Origin of the sequence: Rhizobium sp. AC44/96 (assembly GCF_001692185.1) — a bacterium.
GTDB lineage: Bacteria > Pseudomonadota > Alphaproteobacteria > Rhizobiales > Rhizobiaceae > Rhizobium.
On sequence record NZ_LXKO01000014.1, the window covers coordinates 215750 to 231162 of the forward strand.

A 15413-nucleotide genomic window follows, 5' to 3' on the forward strand; every position below is an offset into this window, starting at 1 on the left:
TTAGTTGCCGAGGATACCCGGCAGGCGCAGGCCCTTTTCCTTGGCGCAATCCAGCGCAATGTCATAGCCGGCGTCGGCATGACGCATGACGCCGGTGGCCGGGTCGTTCCACAGCACCCGCTCGAGACGCTTGGCGGCATCGTCGGAGCCATCGGCGCAGATGACGACGCCGGAGTGCTGGCTGAAGCCCATGCCGACGCCGCCGCCGTGATGCAGCGAAACCCAGGTGGCGCCCGATGCGGTGTTGAGCAGCGCATTGAGTAGCGGCCAGTCGGAAACGGCATCCGAACCGTCCTTCATCGCTTCGGTCTCGCGATTGGGCGAGGCGACCGAACCGGAGTCGAGATGGTCGCGGCCGATGACCACAGGTGCCGAGAGCTCGCCGTTCTTCACCATTTCGTTGAAGGCAAGCGCCAGGCGGTGACGGTCACCGAGACCAACCCAGCAAATGCGCGCCGGCAGACCCTGGAAGGCGATGCGCTCGCGAGCCATGTCGAGCCAGTTGTGCAGGTGCTTGTTGTCGGGCAGCAGCTCCTTCACCTTGGCGTCGGTCTTGTAGATATCCTCCGGATCACCGGAAAGTGCCGCCCAGCGGAACGGACCGATGCCGCGGCAGAAGAGCGGCCGGATGTAGGCTGGCACGAAGCCCGGGAACGCGAAGGCATTCTCGAAGCCTTCCTCCTTGGCCACCTGGCGGATGTTGTTGCCGTAGTCGAGCGTGGGTACGCCGGCATCCCAGAAGGCGACCATGGCTTCGACATGTTGCTTCATCGAGGCACGAGCGGCGGCCTCGACGGCCTTGGGGTCGCTTTCGCGCTTGGCCCGGTGTTCGGCGACGGTCCAGCCGATCGGCAGATAACCGTTGAGCGGATCGTGGGCCGACGTCTGGTCGGTGACGATATCGGGGCGCGGACCGCCGGCCTTCATGCGGCGGACGAGCTCCGGGAAGATTTCAGCTGCGTTGCCGAGCAGGCCGACGGACTTGGCTTCACCGGCCTTGGTCCACTTGTCGATCAGGGCAAGCGCCTCGTCCAGTGTCTTCGCCTTCTCGTCGACATAGCGGGTGCGCAGGCGGAAATCGATGCGGGTCTCGTCGCTTTCGACGGCGAGGCAGCAGGCGCCGGCCATGACGGCTGCGAGAGGCTGCGCGCCGCCCATGCCACCGAGGCCGCCGGTCAGGATCCACTTGCCCTTGAGGTTACCATTGTAGTGCTGGCGACCGGCCTCGACGAAGGTTTCATAGGTACCCTGAACGATGCCCTGCGTGCCGATATAGATCCACGAGCCGGCCGTCATCTGGCCGTACATCGCAAGGCCCTTCTTATCCAGCTCGTTAAAATGGTCCCAGGTCGCCCAATGGGGAACGAGGTTGGAGTTGGCGATCAGGACGCGCGGCGCATCCTTATGGGTGCGGAACACGCCGACCGGCTTGCCGGATTGGACCAGCAGCGTTTCTTCTTCGGTCAGCGTCTTCAGCGTCGCGACGATCTGGTCGAAATCGGCCCAGGTGCGGGCGGCGCGGCCGATGCCGCCATAGACCACCAGCTCGTGCGGGTTTTCCGCAACATCAGGGTCGAGGTTGTTCATCAGCATGCGCAAAGGCGCTTCTGTCATCCAGCTCTTAGCGTTGAGCTCGTTGCCGCGCGGCGCGCGGATTTCGCGAATGTTGTGGCGTGGATTCGAGGTCATGCGGGTTCCCCCTGTTCGGTTGTGCTTATCGTTTCAGGCCGGGTGCGATCTCCGCGATGCGCACCAGAATGTCTTTGAGGTGAAGGCGAAGGCGTTCGGCTCTTGCGGGATCGTAGGCAAAGGGTGGCGCCTCTGTCTGCAGATGCGTCGATTGCGCCAGTTCCATCTGGATGGCGTGAACGCCCGTTTGCGGCTGGCCGTAGTGGCGCGTCGTCCAGCCACCCTTGAACCGTCCGTTGAGGATGCTGTCGTAGCCCTCAGCGGACGAAGCAACCGTGATTGCGGCCTTCTCGATCGAGGCATCGCAGGTCTTGCCGAGGTCCGTGCCGATATTGAAATCCGGCAGCTTGCCCTCGAATAGGAACGGAATGTGCGAACGGATGGAATGGCAATCGTAAAGGATCGCCACCCCGTGGATCGCCTTCACGCGTTCGATCTCGGCGGCAAGCGCTGCGTGATAGGGCGCATGAAATTCGCGCAAGCGTTCCGCGATGTCCTCTTCCTTCGGCGCCTCGCCATCCTTCCAGATCGACTTGCCGTCGAAGTCGGTTTCTGGAACGAGGCCCGTGGTGTTCTGGCCGGGATAGAGGCTGACGCCTTCCGGATCGCGGTTGGCATCGATCACGTAGCGGTGGAAGGTGGCTCGCACGGTCGTCACATTGTCCAGCAGCCCATCATAGAGCGTATGGATGTGCCAGTCGGTATCGGCAAGGATCTTCCCGTTGTCGTTCAACCGGTCCCATATCGCTGCCGGCACGTCGGTGCCGGTGTGCGGGAAGCCGAGGATGACGGGCGAGTTGCCCCGCTTGACGTCGAACACCACCATGTCAGGCCTCCAGAACCGGCAGGATGCCTGCGGAGACGGAGGCATTCAGTCCGCCTGCAGCAACCAGATCGCTCGCAGCCTTCAGGTCGTTGGCCATGTAGCGGTCGACCTCCAGCGTCGGCACGACGGTGCGAATGGCACCGATCGCCTGCTGCAGTTCGGGGCTGGTTGCGAGCGGTGCGCGAAACTCGACGCCCTGTGCGGCCGTCAGCGCTTCGATGCCAACGATCGCAAACAGATTATCGGTCATCTGCAACAGACGACGGGCGCCATGGCACGCCATCGACACGTGGTCTTCCTGGTTGGCGGAGGTCGGAGTGGAATCGACCGATGCCGGGTGCGACATCTGCTTGTTTTCCGACATCAGCGCCGCCGAGGTGACTTCGGCGATCATCAGGCCGGAGTTGAGGCCCGGCTTCTTGGCAAGGAATGCCGGCAGTCCGTAGGACAGGGCAGGATCGACCAGCAGCGCGATACGACGCTGGGAAATGGCACCGATCTCGCAGATCGCAATGGCGATCTGGTCCGCGGCAAATGCCACCGGCTCGGCATGGAAATTGCCACCGGAGACAACCGAGTTGTCGGAGAGCACCAGCGGGTTGTCGGTAACCGCATTGGCTTCGATTTCCAGCGTGCGGGCGGCCGAACGCAGCAGATCGAGGCAGGCGCCGTCGACTTGCGGCTGGCAACGGATGCAATAAGGGTCCTGCACACGTTCGTCGCCTTCGATATGGCTCTGGCGAATGATCGAGTTGTCGAGAAGCGCCCGCAGGGCAGCGGCGGTGTCGATCTGGCCCTTGTGACCGCGCAGGGTATGGATATCAGGATGGAACGGAGCGGACGAGCCCATCGCAGCGTCCGTCGACATCGCGCCGGTGATAAGAGCTGCTTGCGCTGCCCGATGGGCACGGAAAAGACCGGCAAGCGCCAGCGCCGTCGAGGTCTGCGTGCCATTGATCAGCGCAAGACCTTCCTTGGCGGCGAGCACGACCGGGCTCAAGCCGGCCTTGGCAAGGGCTGCCGCGCCCGAAAGGCGCTCGCCCGCGAAGAAGGCTTCGGCCTCGCCCATCATGACCGCAGCCATGTGAGCCAACGGCGCAAGGTCACCCGAGGCGCCGACGGATCCCTTTTCCGGAATGACGGGAATGACGCCCTTTTCCAGCATGCCCTCGATCAGCCGCACCAACTCCAGCCGGACGCCGGAGGCACCGCGCCCGAGCGAAACGAGCTTCAGTGCCATGATCAGTCGCACGATATTCTCAGGCAGCGGCGCGCCGACGCCACAGCAGTGCGACAGGATGAGATTGCGCTGAAGGGTGGCAACGTCGGCACTGTCGATCTTGATCGAGGCGAGCTTTCCGAAGCCGGTATTGATGCCGTAGACGGGCGCGTTGCCTGCGGCGATTTCGGCAATGCGCGCGGCAGCCTTGGCAATGCCTGCGTCAAACGATGCATCGAGCTTGGCTGGCTCGCCGGTCCAGTAGATCGTTTCCAGATCCTTGAGCGATACGGAGCCGGGATGAAGGGTAATGGTCAACGGTCGATCCTTTCGCCCTTGAAGACGTGTGCATGAAGTGGGTTGAAGCCAATGCGGTAGACGAGCTCTGCGAGGCTCTCGACATCCCAGACGCCGAAATCCGCGGACTTGCCCGCTTGAAGCGTGCCTGTTTCATCGAGCAGGCCAAGCGCTCGGGCGCCTTCGCGGGTGGCGCCCGCGATGCACTCCTCGACGGTCAGGCCGAACAGCGTTGCAGACATGTTCATGGTCAGCAGCAGCGAGGTCAGCGGCGATGTGCCGGGATTGCAATCGGTCGCGATGGCAATATGGGTGCCGGCCTCGCGCAGGGCCTTGACCGGTGGCTTCTGCTTTTCGTTGATGGCGTAGAAGGCGCCGGGAAGCAGCACAGCGACCGTGCCTGCGGCAGCCATGGCCGAAGCACCTTCCGCGTCGAGATATTCGAGGTGGTCGGCCGACAGGGCATCGTAGGATGCCGCCAGTTTTGCACCACCGAGATTGGAGAGCTGTTCTGCATGCAGCTTGACAGGCAGGCCGAGCGCTTCAGCCTTGTCGAAGACACGCGCAATCTCCGCCGTTGAAAAGGCGATGCCTTCGCAGAAACCATCAACTGCATCGACGAGGCCTTCGGCGTGGGCCCTCTCAAGGCCGGGCAACACGACGTCGGTTATATAGTCGCCGTTGCGCCCCTTGTATTCGACCGGCGTCGCATGAGCCCCGAGATAGGTCGTGACGACACGAACCGGACGGACGCGCTCGAGTTGGCGGGCAGCGCGCAGCATCTTCAACTCAGCCTCGACATTCAGGCCGTAACCCGACTTGACCTCGATTGTCGTCAGGCCTTCCGCCAAAAGCGTATCGAGACGGGGAAGGGCGGCCTCGACAAGGCCATCCACGGAAAGCGCGTTCGTCGCCTTGACCGAGGAGACGATGCCGCCGCCGGCCCGGGCAACCTCTTCATAGGTGGCGCCCTCAAGGCGCATCTCGAATTCACGGGCGCGATTGCCGCCATAGACGATGTGGGTGTGGCAATCGACCAGACCAGGAGTCACCCAGCGGCCTTCGAGATCAGTGATTTCGGCCCGCTCGATCGCCAGGACAGGCAAATCGCTTTCCGGACCGACGAAGCTTATCCGACCGCCCTCAACAACGACGGCACCCTTTTCAATGATGCCAAGGCCCTGCTTTTCAGGGTCGAGCGTCGCCAGACGGGCGTTGCGCCACAGGTGCGGGCGAACCTCGCCGGATGCCTCATCGCTTGAAAAATTGTTCCCATTCATCAGCTTTGCGCCTTTCCTTATGTGGAAACATGTATATACATAATAAACAGGTGACAAGTGAAAATTTGTGCGTCTCCATGGAAAAGAAAGATGCGCGGCGCCAAAGAGGAGAAAAAGCGTCATGGCCCAAACGATTGCGACCACACTTCACGCAGGCGCGGCACTCCTGCCGCATGGCTGGCACAAGGATGTGCGCCTGACGATCAACGGCGGCCGTATCGCAGCGATCGAAACGGGCGTGGCGGCACAGGCCACGGACGAGCGCCACAGCACACTTGTCCCTGCGATGGGGAACCTGCACAGCCACGCCTTCCAGCGCGCCATGGCGGGCCTTGCCGAGGTGAGGGGACCTGCCAACGACAGCTTCTGGAGCTGGCGCACGGTGATGTACAAGTTCGCCCTGTCGATGACGCCCGAGCATGTCGAGGCGGTTGCAGGACAGCTCTACATGGAAATGCTGGAAGCCGGATTTTCGCGCGTCGGCGAATTCCATTATCTCCACCATGACAAGGACGGAACGCCCTATGCCAACATCGCGGAATTGGCCGAGCGCATCGGCGCGGCAAGCAGCGCAACGGGTATCAGCCTGACGCTGCTGCCCGTCTTCTATGCGCATTCGGGCTTCGGAGGGACCGCCCCCATCGACGGACAGCGACGCTTCATCAATTCACTCGACAGCTTCGCCAGGCTGATGGAGGGCTGCCGCGCCGTCACTGGCCGGCTCGATGGCGCCGAACTTGGGCTTGCGCCACATAGTCTGCGGGCGGCAACGCCGGATGAACTGGCGAAGGTCATCCCGATGGCAGGTGACGGCCCGATTCACATCCACGTCGCTGAACAGGTCAAGGAAGTCGAGGACTGCATTGCTTGGTCCGGCGCGCGCCCGGTGGAGTGGCTGCTCGCCAACGCCCCGGTCGACGGCCGCTGGTGCCTGATCCATGCGACCCATATGACCGACGAGGAAACGCGTGGCATGGCGCGCAGTGGCGCTATTGCCGGCCTTTGCCCGATCACCGAGGCCAATCTCGGCGACGGCACGTTCCCGGCGCCGCTCTTTCTCGAGGAAGGCGGCCGCTATGGCGTCGGCTCCGATTCCAACGTGCTGATCTCGCTCCCGGACGAACTGCGCCAACTCGAATATTCCGAGCGCCTTGCTCTGAGGGCGCGCAACGTCATCGCCGCACCGGGCGGCTCGACCGCCCGCAGCCTGTTCGACGATGCCATCATTGGCGGCGGTGCGGCGCTGAAAGCCGCGGGCGGACTGGTCGTCGGCAATCATGCCGACATCGCGTCCCTCAACATCTCCGCCGTGCCGTATCTCTCCGGCGACCAGTTGCTCGACCACTGGATCTTTGCCGGCGGGGTGGCGGTCGACAGTGTCTGGGCCCGAGGCCGAAAGCAGGTCGAAGGCGGCAAGCACATCCAACGCGAAGCGATCAATCGCCGCTTCCTCAAGGCCATGGGCGAGCTGCTCGCAGGCTGATGGGGCTTTCCTCGATCGCATATTGCCGCTAGAGCGGGAGGTGGAACCGGAGCGTGACGATGAACCAGAGCAAGGACGCAACCTTGCATCAGCGTATCCTCAACGACATCGAAGGCCGCATCGTCTCGGGCGAGTGGCCGCCGGGTCACCGCATCCCGTTCGAAATCGACCTGACAAGGGAATATGACTGCTCGCGGATGACCGTGAACAAGGCGTTGACGCAGCTGGCCAAGGCCGGCCTCATCGAACGCCGCAAGAAATCGGGCAGCTTCGTCAGCCAGCCTCAGGCGCAGTCGGCTATTCTCGAGATCCACGACATCAAGGCTGAGGTGCAGTCGCTCAATCTCGCCTACTCCTACACCGTGGCCAAGCGAATAGTGCGCAAGGCAAAGGCAGACGATGTCCGCCGCCTCGATGTCCCCCCGGATTCCTCGATCATCGACGTCGTCTGCATCCACCACGCCGGCGGCCGGCCCTTTTGTTTGGAGGAACGCCTGATCAGTCTCACGGCCGTGCCCGAAGCGGCCGATGCCGATTTCTCTGAAATTGCGCCCGGCGCCTGGCTGATCAACCAGATCCCATGGAGCACGGCCGAGCACCGCATCCACGCCGTGTCCGCCAGTGCGGAGGAAGCCACCGCGCTGGGCATTCCCAAAAACACAGCATGCCTCGTCGTCGAACGCCGCACGTGGAGCAACTTCGGGCCGGTCACCCAAGTCCGCTTCACCTATCCGGGCGACAAACATGCGCTCGTGGCACGCTTCACGCCCGCCTCCTAGTCGGACACGTCAGCGGCGAGCGGCATTAGCCGGGCACGTAGGTCAACCGCAAGACATCCACGTCAATCGTATCACTGGCGACCAAGCGCAGCCGCGGCCGGGGGCCGGCGAAATAGGGTTTGCCGTGACCAAGCACCACTGGATGAAGATAGATGCGGTACTCGTCGATCAACCCAAGCCCGGTGAGGCTATGCGCCAGGTCCGGCCCGGCAACCTCGATTTCCCCGTCGCGATCGGCCTTCAGCTGCCGCATCGCGCGCTCGAGGTCACCCTCGACGAGCGAGGCGTTCGGGCCCACGGACGTCAAGGTGCGCGAGACGACCCATTTCGGCTGGTTTCGCCACGCTCGCGCGAAGGCAAGTTCGTCGGTATCCCATTCAGGGTGGTCCTCGTCCCAATAACGCATGATCTCATACATCTGGCGACCGTACACACTGCCCGCCTGCTGCTCGGCCTCCTTGATGAAGTGGCGGAAGAGCACGGGGCCCGGTGCAAACGCCATGTGATCGACGTAGCCGTCGAGCGACTGGTTCATTCCAAACACCAGCTTGGCCATATCCACTTCCTTTCGTCGGGTCATTGGCCGCAACGGACCAACTGCCGCGCGACGCCTTGGGATTGGGACCGGCAACTCCGGCCGTGGCTGTCATTTCGGTTTGACGACTGCGCGACCCCAGCCCATCGCCGTCAACCAACGATGCCGATTTGGCCGGGGGCTTTGAGCGCAGAGTGCCTCTCGAGGCTTCGTATCAGGCTTTTCAGTTCCGGTTCATCGACCAGCAACGCGGCATCATAAGGACGCAGCCAGATCAGCTTGCGTTCCTTGCTTTCGGGGAAGATCTTTTTCATGCGCCGAACGTCGACAAGATGAACCTCGACGACGGAGGGGCATTTGCGGCCATCGTCGAGAACCTTGATATAGGTGTAGTAGCCAAAAACGCGCCTCTTCGCTCGTCCCTTGACGCCCGCTTCCTCCCAAGCTTCGCGCTCTGCGACTTCGTGAGGCGCCAGCCCTTTGATCGGCCATCCCTTGGGAATCGACCAGCGGCGCGTCTGTCGCGTGGTTATCAGCAGAACTTCCAGATGACCGTCGGCTGTCGTGCGGATGCAAAGCGCACCACATTGCTCGGCGACATCACCATCCAGGATCGCCCCTATAGGTTTACCGAGGCGCGACAAATGGGTTGTACCATTCTTCATTGCAACAAGTTGGAGCGCAATGTGATTCCCGACAAGTGCTCACGGACATGTCGACTTCAGTTGGGCTGAGAGACGATCACCACAATGGCGGCCTCGCACCGAACACATCGGCCCGATCTCTATCGGGTTCAGCTCAGTTCTTGCGCAAGGCCAATGAGAATACCTTCGGGCCCGCGGATATAGCAGAGCAGATATGCGTCCTGATACCGAACGACTTCGCCGACGAGCTGCGCGCCGCGCAGTCGCAGCCTTTCAAACGTCTCCTCGAGGTCGTCAACGGCGAACATGACGCGGAGGTAACCCAGAGCGTTAACCGGGGCGTCGCGGTGATCGGCCACTGGCGCCGGCGTCAGGAAGCGGGAAAGCTCGATCCGGCTGTGGCCGTCCGGCGTCCTCATCATGGCAATCTCGACCCGCTGATCGGCCAGCCCGGTGACACGTCCGGCCCATTCCCCTTCGATCATGGCCTGCCCTTCGAGCTGAAGGCCAAGCTCGCGAAAAAAATCAATCGCCGCTTCGAGGTCCGCGACGACAATCCCTATGTTGTCCATCCGTTTGAGCGCCATAGGGAAGACCTACAAGGTCTCGACTACGTCGTAAACTCATATAGCTGCTCTTGAGGTCGCGGGCCCCGTGCGAAGCCCCTGCGATCTGGCTCAGCCGATGTCAGATCGGCACCTTTGGCCCGCCTCTACGCCGAAAAGAGGACATATCGCCGTCGCAAGACTGGAGCTTCGCTCTCCTGCCGATTGCACCGTGAACATAGCGAGTGGTGCCGTGGCGTGATAGGTGTTGGACTTGGATCAAGCCCAGCATTCACCTGAACTCCTAACAAAGGACATGTGCGATGGGAGACCAGAAGCGCCCGCTCCAACCAGGGGAATATGCACCTGCCTTCGCACTTCCGTCGGCAAATCAAGCTGGGACGGTTTCTCTCGCGAGCCTCCACGGCCACCCTTTTTTGATCGCTTTCTTCCGCGGATTGCACTGTCCGTTCTGCCGGCGCCAGGTGGGACAACTCGGTAGTCTGCAGCCTGCCCTGCGTGCGGAGGGGGTGGAAACAATTGCCGTGATCAACACGCCGGTCGAGCGCGCCCGCATATACTTCGAGCACCGGCCGACGCCAGCCGTGCTCCTATGTGACCAGGACTGCTCCACGCACCGGGCCTTCGGCGTGCCGCATGGCGAGTTCCAACCCGAGGGCAGCCGCGAGGAGCCATCATGGCCTTATCGGGCAAGCATGGAGCAATTCGAGGGCGCGCGCATCAACCCGACGGGGGAATTGCCGGAAGCGTTACACCCGATGGCGGCCAATGTCGTTCTCAACGCCCAAGACGGCTTCGAGTTTACGGAAGTCGATCATGCCATCTTCGCAAGTCACCCCACACAGCTTGTTGGGCACTTCCTCGTCGATGGCAGTGGCATTGTTCGCTGGGTACAAATCGAAGCGCGTGACGGGCCTGACGGCCTCTGCGTTTTTCCAAACGCGGCGGAAATACTCGCCGCTGCCAGCAGCCTCCGCTGAAGGCAACGCTCATTTCTTTGCGGCCCGAGGGAACCATTTCCCTGAAAATGAGTTAAACGGCGGCCGTACGTCGCCGCTTGGCGATGAAGGCAATATCGGTGAGGACGAGACGATGAAGATGGTTTTCATTGCGGCAGCTCTGGTACTGTCCGCCGCTGCTGCTCACGCCGCTGATACATGCACGGCGAAAGCAATCGACAAGAATGGCAAGCCACTTGCTGGAGCCGCTCTTACCGCATCGGTCAACAAGTGTCAGAAGGATGCGGCTGCCGCCTGCGATCTGTCCGCCAAGGATAAGAACGGCAAGCCACTGGCTGGCGCTGCAAAGACCGCCTACACCAAGAAATGCGTGAGCGATGCAATCGGTGGCTGACGCTCGCTGACATTTCTTTGCTCGGATTTGGTTGGCCGCCGGAAGATTCCGTCGGGCGATCGGAATGTGCCGCTCATCCCCACCATAATCGGAAAGAGTCAGACATCGACGTCAGCTGCGCCAGCGGACAGCGTCGTGTCACCATGGATAGTGGGGACACTTGCCTGGACGCGACCCAAATGCGCGCCTCCGCCACGGCTATGCCGCGGCGCGGATGCGGTTGTGAGATGTGGTTGCGCCGACCTTGAAGCGTCGGATGAGCTGCTCGAGAACATTCGCCTCACCGGCGACGAAGCCAATCGCGGCCGCCGATTCTTCGACCATTGTCGCATTTTTCTGGGTGTTTCGGTCGATGTCGGAAATCGCATTGCCGATGCCGTTGAGTTCGGTGGACTGCTGGCGCGAACGCTCAACGATCTCCGCGATGTGGCCGCTGATGGCCGCCACATCTCCAGCAATTCCGTGAAGCGCCTGGCCCGTCTTGTCGACCAAGGCGACGCCGTGCTTGACGTGATCGGCCGATGAGCTGATCAGCGTCTTGATCTCGCTGGCAGCGGAAGCAGATCGCTGGGCCAACTCCCGGACTTCCTGGGCAACCACGGCAAACCCCTTGCCAGCCTCTCCTGCGCGCGCGGCTTCCACGCCTGCATTCAGCGCGAGAAGGTTCGTCTGGAACGCAATGTCGTCGATCACGCCGATAATCTGGGTGATCTCCTGCGAAGAGCCTTCGATCTTGAGCATTGCGTCAACGGCGTGGGCAACGATCGCGCTTGAATCTTCGGCACCGTCTTTCGCCTTGCGCACCATTGAACCGACAGTTTCCGCAAGTGCGCAAGTCTGGCGGACCGTTTCCACCGCATGGGAAAGAGATGTCGCGGTTTCGGATAGCGAGGCCGCCTGATTTTCCGTCCGCTGCGAGAGATCCGAGTTGGCATGGTTGATCTGCGCCGAACCGTTGCGCACGGAATTTGCAACCTCACCCACCTGTCTCAAAACAGCGTCGAGCTGTTCGACGGATTCGTTGAAGGCATGACGCAAGTCGTTCAAATCACCCTCGAGCTCCTCCGCGATACGCACGGTCACATCGCCCTTGGACAGCTTGGAGAGCGCCGAGCGCAGGCAGGCAACCGCGAAGGTGACAGAATCATGCGCCTTGGCGCGCAACTCTTCCTGAGCTTCGCGCGCAACTGCCGCCTTGTGGTCAGCGTGCCGAGCCATTTCCGCCATTTCTGTCGCCTTGCGGCCCGCCGCCTGGGCCTGCGCAACGGACCGCTCCGCTATCGCGAAGGCGGAGACCATGGCCGACGTGAGAGCGATCAGCGCGCCCGCCTGCAGCACGAGAACGATGGCATGGAGAACCACTCTGTTGAAATGCGACTCCCCGGGAAATACAGCGAGGGGAACGGCGACATAGAGAACGAGGTGATGCAGCGCCACGAGCCCGGCAAAGGCGACGATCGCGCGCCAATCGACCCACGCCGCGCAAATCGCCAACGCCGCGAAGAAATACATATGCAGGTCGATCTGCAGCGACGAGCCTTCGAAGCCATAGACGAGAAAGCCGACGCTGGTGGCCATGGCCAGGGAGGTGATAATTCGGGTTGCTGGCCCGGAGCGGTCGCGCCACCAGGTGAAGCTGGCGGCGATCGTTATAATTGCGGCAGCCACCACCGAAGGAAGGTCGAAGCCTTCCGGCCGGACCAGATTTCTGACAGTCAGCGCGGCAAGGTTGATCCAGAGCAAACCAACAATTCCGAACGAGGCGCGCGCGCGCAGTTTTTCCAAAGCATCCATCTTAGGCTCCTGCCCGGCAGCCGACTGCCAGAATGTGATTGAGAACGAGAATGGCGCCGGCGCGACGCAAGCGCGCGGGAAAGCCGGCGGTGTCCGAATAGGCAACAGCGAGCCAGGGTCGAGCACCAGCGAGGACAAAAGCTCCTCCCGCCTGGCCGACAACATCCATCATATGAGAGGGGGGCAGACGCGGATCCGTCACCACCAAGACGAATGGCCCGCGCGGCAGCGAAAGCGCACCGAAGAATAGACCGGCAAAGAGAAGGGCGTAGAGGGCGATCTGTCGCCAGCAGGATTTTTCGGCATGCGTCATTTCAAGTAGTCATGTGTTCGCGTCGGCGCTCGCTTCGCACTCGCGGTTAATGCCACGCACCTGGCCCGCGCCGTTCCCTCAAATTAGCGAAATATGGTTGACGACGCATTAAGCCGCTGTGCGATGCCTTGATGACACTTGCGAACCGCCTGCAACGAGCTAGTCGCCCGAGATAGACGCACGACTGTCCGCCAAAATCGAACATCTTTGCAGGGTAGCCTTTGCCATCAGCCGCGCATAGGCTGCTAGTAGCGGTCGGCTCACGCCGAGAGCTGACGGTGCGCCGGCAGAAAGGATTCTCCCATGAGAGGTTCATGTCTATTGGTGCTGTCAAGCCTCGCCGCCGGCATAACATCCGCCAAGGCGGATATAGCTGATGACGTGCGCCGGTTAAGCGAGACGAGTACCCCCATCTCAGGCGCGGACGCTAAAGCCATGCTTGCCCAGGAGTGGCTGAAGTTCGATCCTGATGTGCTAGAACGCCGCGAACAAGCGCTGGCGCGCATCCAGGAGCTGGGCAGACGCCTTGCGGAAGACCAGAATGCGGGACTGAGCCGCGAATGCAGCACGCAGATCCTTCTGGAGACGAAGTGGCGCGCCATCTACTCCGCCGATTTCACAAAGATCGAGCAGCGCCTCCGTGATCTTGAGACGAGCCTGGGCAAGGATGATCAGACCTATGCAATGCAACAGTCGCCGTCGGACGGCAGCTGGGGCGCCTGTTATGACTCGACAGTTTTGAAACTGGAAGCGACCACCCTTGGCCTCCAGGAACTCGCGCATCGCAAAACCCCACCAAACTATTCGATCGACCTGTTTCCGGACCTTCGTTCAGGCAAGGATGCAGTGGCCTTGATCTCCGCATACCTAGTCTCGGATGTTGCACGCGACGGCGTAGACCATCGCGCCGAACTGACGGCTCTGAGCGACGGGGCTACGCAGTTTGGGTTCAAGGCAAAGTGGCAACCATATCTGGAAGACCAGGTGGAGGGGCTGCTGCGCGACCGCGATAGCGGCGGGATCACCCAAATTCGCGCCGACGTGCGCCAGTTTCTGAATGCCTGGCAAGACCCCTCGACCGGCTATTGGGGGCCTGGTACCGCGTGGGCGACCGCATCTTCCGCACCTCGGATCTCAGCATGACATTCCATCTGGTGTCCTATCTGGATGGAGATGTGGAGCGCTGGCCACAAATCATAGAAACGACTTTCAAGATCGCCAACGATCCCTACGATCGATTGCCTACACATTGGGCCGATCTCCATCTACGATCAGCCGTGAAGTTCGTCGCAACGGCGGAGCTGACCGATATCGGGCCGCACGCTCAGACCAAGCTGCCTGGGACCGCTCCTTGCGTCCCAAGACATGCAAGCTGGCTTGCTATCCGTCCTTGGCCCGCACAGTGTCTGCCAAGCTAAACCGGAAATGGTCGCCAGAGCAGATTGCTGCCTGGCTCAAACGTACTTACCCAGGGGAGCCACTCAAACAGGTGTCGCACGAAACGATCTATCGCAGCCTGTATATCCAAGCTCGCGGGGTGCTGAAGAAAGAGTTGCGTGAACACCTCAGGGCAAACCGAACAATCCTTCGTTCCCGGCACGCCAGCATGAAACGAAGTCGCTTAGGCCAGATCAAGGACGCGATTTCCATAAGCGAGAGACCCGCGTCCGCTGAAGACCGTGCAGTTCCGGGTCACTGGGAGGGCGATCTTATCGGCGGGTCGAAGAACAGTTACATCGCAACGTTGGTCGAGCGACACTCCCGCTACGTCATGCTGATCAAGGTCGCAAGTAAGGACACCGAAAGCGTGGTCTCGGCGCTGATAAAGCAGTCGCAGAAACTGCCGGGCGAGCTCTACAAATCACTGACTTGGGATCGGGGCAAGGAGTTGGCTGACCATCAACGATTGGCCATAGTCGCTGACGTCGAAGTTTATTTCTGCGATCCCAGATCACCCTGGCAGCGCGGCTCAAATGAGAACACCAATCGATTGCTGCGCCAATATCTACCGCGCGGCACTGACCTGTCCGTACACAGCCAAGCCCAGCTTAATGCAATCGCCAGGCAGCTCAACGAACGTCCAAGGAAGACCTTGCTTTATCAGACGCCCGCGGAAAGATTTGCAGAGTGTGTTGCGGCGATCAATTGAACCCACTGTCAGAAGCGGACGTTTCCCTACTGCTGCTATGGTTCCATCACTCGTAGGCGACGAACGAGATCACGTTCCCGTCCGGGTCACGGACATGGAAGTCCGTTCCACCCCAGGGCTGGCGGGTTGGTTCCTGCGCAAACTCCGCGCCGCGGCCCCGCAACTCCTCAAACAACCCGTGCACGTCCGAAACCTCAATTGTAGCGAGAATAAGCGAGACCTCGTGTGCTGCCAGATTGGCAAAATTCGGTTTGCTGACACAGCGAAGATGCAGGCAGGCCGCGCCGCGCGACACAGCGCCGTAAAACGGCGGCGTACCATGGAGGAAATCGACGTCAAATCCGAGTTTCTTGTTGAAGAATTGGGCGCTTACCGGCACATCACGCACAAAGAGGATCGGGACGATGGACGTCAGGGCAATTTCGCTCATGCAAGTCTCCGCTGCGTCGATATGCACTGGTTAGTCTACAGGCCGATTCATGTGTC

At 61.3% G+C, this 15413-nt stretch carries 15 protein-coding genes and 1 pseudogene; 6 read left to right on the forward strand and 10 right to left on the reverse strand.

The features are described 5' to 3' along the window. The 4 genes from hutU to hutI are packed head-to-tail and all read right to left on the reverse strand — an operon-like array spanning position 1 to position 5311. The gene (gene hutU / locus A6U87_RS13675; protein ID WP_065691805.1) at positions 1-1689 is read right to left on the reverse strand and encodes a urocanate hydratase; all 1689 of its coding nucleotides are present in this window, start codon (positions 1687-1689) and stop codon (positions 1-3) included. A gap of 25 nt (positions 1690-1714) precedes the next feature. Then, a complete protein-coding gene (gene hutG / locus A6U87_RS13680; RefSeq protein WP_065691806.1) occupies positions 1715-2515 on the reverse strand; it encodes an N-formylglutamate deformylase in 801 nt (266 codons plus the stop codon). A gap of 1 nt (position 2516) precedes the next feature. Continuing rightward, positions 2517-4052, reverse strand: a complete 1536-nt coding sequence (gene hutH / locus A6U87_RS13685) for a histidine ammonia-lyase (protein WP_065691807.1) — start codon at positions 4050-4052, stop codon at positions 2517-2519. After that, entirely contained in the window at positions 4049-5311 is a 1263-nt protein-coding gene (gene hutI / locus A6U87_RS13690; RefSeq protein ID WP_065691808.1) for an imidazolonepropionase, read from the reverse strand. Before hutI ends, hutH begins: the two co-directional genes overlap by 4 nt. A gap of 121 nt (positions 5312-5432) precedes the next feature. On the opposite strand from hutI, the gene A6U87_RS13695 reads away from it, so the two are divergent. Then, on the forward strand, positions 5433-6794 hold the full coding sequence (locus tag A6U87_RS13695) for a formimidoylglutamate deiminase (protein ID WP_065691809.1): 1362 nt from the start codon (positions 5433-5435) through the stop codon (positions 6792-6794). Positions 6795-6853: 59 nt separating this feature from the next. Continuing rightward, a complete protein-coding gene (gene hutC, locus A6U87_RS13700) occupies positions 6854-7573 on the forward strand; it encodes a histidine utilization repressor (RefSeq protein ID WP_065691810.1) in 720 nt (239 codons plus the stop codon). A gap of 25 nt (positions 7574-7598) precedes the next feature. Here the strand turns inward: hutC and A6U87_RS13705 are convergent, their stop codons facing one another. From A6U87_RS13705 to A6U87_RS13715, 3 genes are all read right to left on the reverse strand, one after another. Then, positions 7599-8129, reverse strand: a complete 531-nt coding sequence (locus A6U87_RS13705) for a dihydrofolate reductase family protein (RefSeq protein WP_065691811.1) — start codon at positions 8127-8129, stop codon at positions 7599-7601. A gap of 131 nt (positions 8130-8260) precedes the next feature. Beyond that, positions 8261-8773: an NUDIX hydrolase gene (locus A6U87_RS13710; protein ID WP_065691812.1), complete on the reverse strand. Its 513-nt coding sequence runs from the start codon at positions 8771-8773 to the stop codon at positions 8261-8263. 128 nt (positions 8774-8901) lie between these two features. Continuing rightward, positions 8902-9339, reverse strand: coding sequence for a VOC family protein (locus A6U87_RS13715; RefSeq protein ID WP_065691813.1), 438 nt, complete (start codon positions 9337-9339; stop codon positions 8902-8904). Positions 9340-9620: 281 nt separating this feature from the next. Here A6U87_RS13715 and A6U87_RS13720 point away from each other — a divergent pair, with 281 nt between their 5' ends. Together A6U87_RS13720 and A6U87_RS13725 are read left to right on the forward strand one after the other, a co-directional pair. Further along, positions 9621-10298 (forward strand): redoxin domain-containing protein, encoded by a 678-nt coding sequence (locus A6U87_RS13720; RefSeq protein ID WP_065691814.1) that lies wholly within the window; start codon positions 9621-9623, stop codon positions 10296-10298. Positions 10299-10410: 112 nt separating this feature from the next. Further along, positions 10411-10671, forward strand: coding sequence for a hypothetical protein (locus A6U87_RS13725; RefSeq protein WP_065691815.1), 261 nt, complete (start codon positions 10411-10413; stop codon positions 10669-10671). A gap of 198 nt (positions 10672-10869) precedes the next feature. Here A6U87_RS13725 and A6U87_RS13730 read toward each other — a convergent pair whose 3' ends face one another. Further along, on the reverse strand, positions 10870-12465 hold the full coding sequence (locus tag A6U87_RS13730) for a methyl-accepting chemotaxis protein (protein ID WP_065691816.1): 1596 nt from the start codon (positions 12463-12465) through the stop codon (positions 10870-10872). Between the two features lies 1 nt (position 12466). After that, the gene (locus A6U87_RS29915) at positions 12467-12778 is read right to left on the reverse strand and encodes a hypothetical protein (protein ID WP_065691817.1); all 312 of its coding nucleotides are present in this window, start codon (positions 12776-12778) and stop codon (positions 12467-12469) included. 435 nt (positions 12779-13213) lie between these two features. Between A6U87_RS29915 and A6U87_RS13740 the strand changes: the two genes are divergently transcribed. Then, positions 13214-13921 carry a hypothetical protein gene (locus A6U87_RS13740; RefSeq protein WP_065691818.1) on the forward strand — a complete coding sequence of 236 codons (708 nt, stop codon included), beginning with the start codon at positions 13214-13216 and terminating at the stop codon, positions 13919-13921. An 82-nt stretch (positions 13922-14003) separates the two neighbouring features. Continuing rightward, positions 14004-14927: pseudogene (locus A6U87_RS13745) on the forward strand (IS30 family transposase); the annotation flags it as partial. A 46-nt stretch (positions 14928-14973) separates the two neighbouring features. On the opposite strand, the gene A6U87_RS13750 reads toward A6U87_RS13745, so the two are convergent. Next, positions 14974-15384 carry a glyoxalase superfamily protein gene (locus tag A6U87_RS13750; protein ID WP_275078404.1) on the reverse strand — a complete coding sequence of 137 codons (411 nt, stop codon included), beginning with the start codon at positions 15382-15384 and terminating at the stop codon, positions 14974-14976. Positions 15385-15413 lie beyond the last annotated feature (29 nt).

Coding starts and splice junctions, on each gene's coding strand:
- hutU (WP_065691805.1), bottom strand. CDS start 1,689: ATGACCTCGAATCCACGCCACAACATTCGCGAAATCCGCGCGCCGCGC.
- hutG (WP_065691806.1), bottom strand. CDS start 2,515: ATGGTGGTGTTCGACGTCAAGCGGGGCAACTCGCCCGTCATCCTCGGC.
- hutI (WP_065691808.1), bottom strand. CDS start 5,311: ATGAATGGGAACAATTTTTCAAGCGATGAGGCATCCGGCGAGGTTCGC.
- A6U87_RS13695 (WP_065691809.1), top strand. CDS start 5,433: ATGGCCCAAACGATTGCGACCACACTTCACGCAGGCGCGGCACTCCTG.
- hutC (WP_065691810.1), top strand. CDS start 6,854: ATGAACCAGAGCAAGGACGCAACCTTGCATCAGCGTATCCTCAACGAC.
- A6U87_RS13705 (WP_065691811.1), bottom strand. CDS start 8,129: ATGGCCAAGCTGGTGTTTGGAATGAACCAGTCGCTCGACGGCTACGTC.
- A6U87_RS13710 (WP_065691812.1), bottom strand. CDS start 8,773: ATGAAGAATGGTACAACCCATTTGTCGCGCCTCGGTAAACCTATAGGG.
- A6U87_RS13715 (WP_065691813.1), bottom strand. CDS start 9,339: ATGGCGCTCAAACGGATGGACAACATAGGGATTGTCGTCGCGGACCTC.
- A6U87_RS13720 (WP_065691814.1), top strand. CDS start 9,621: ATGGGAGACCAGAAGCGCCCGCTCCAACCAGGGGAATATGCACCTGCC.
- A6U87_RS13725 (WP_065691815.1), top strand. CDS start 10,411: ATGAAGATGGTTTTCATTGCGGCAGCTCTGGTACTGTCCGCCGCTGCT.
- A6U87_RS13730 (WP_065691816.1), bottom strand. CDS start 12,465: ATGGATGCTTTGGAAAAACTGCGCGCGCGCGCCTCGTTCGGAATTGTT.
- A6U87_RS29915 (WP_065691817.1), bottom strand. CDS start 12,778: ATGACGCATGCCGAAAAATCCTGCTGGCGACAGATCGCCCTCTACGCC.
- A6U87_RS13740 (WP_065691818.1), top strand. CDS start 13,214: ATGCTTGCCCAGGAGTGGCTGAAGTTCGATCCTGATGTGCTAGAACGC.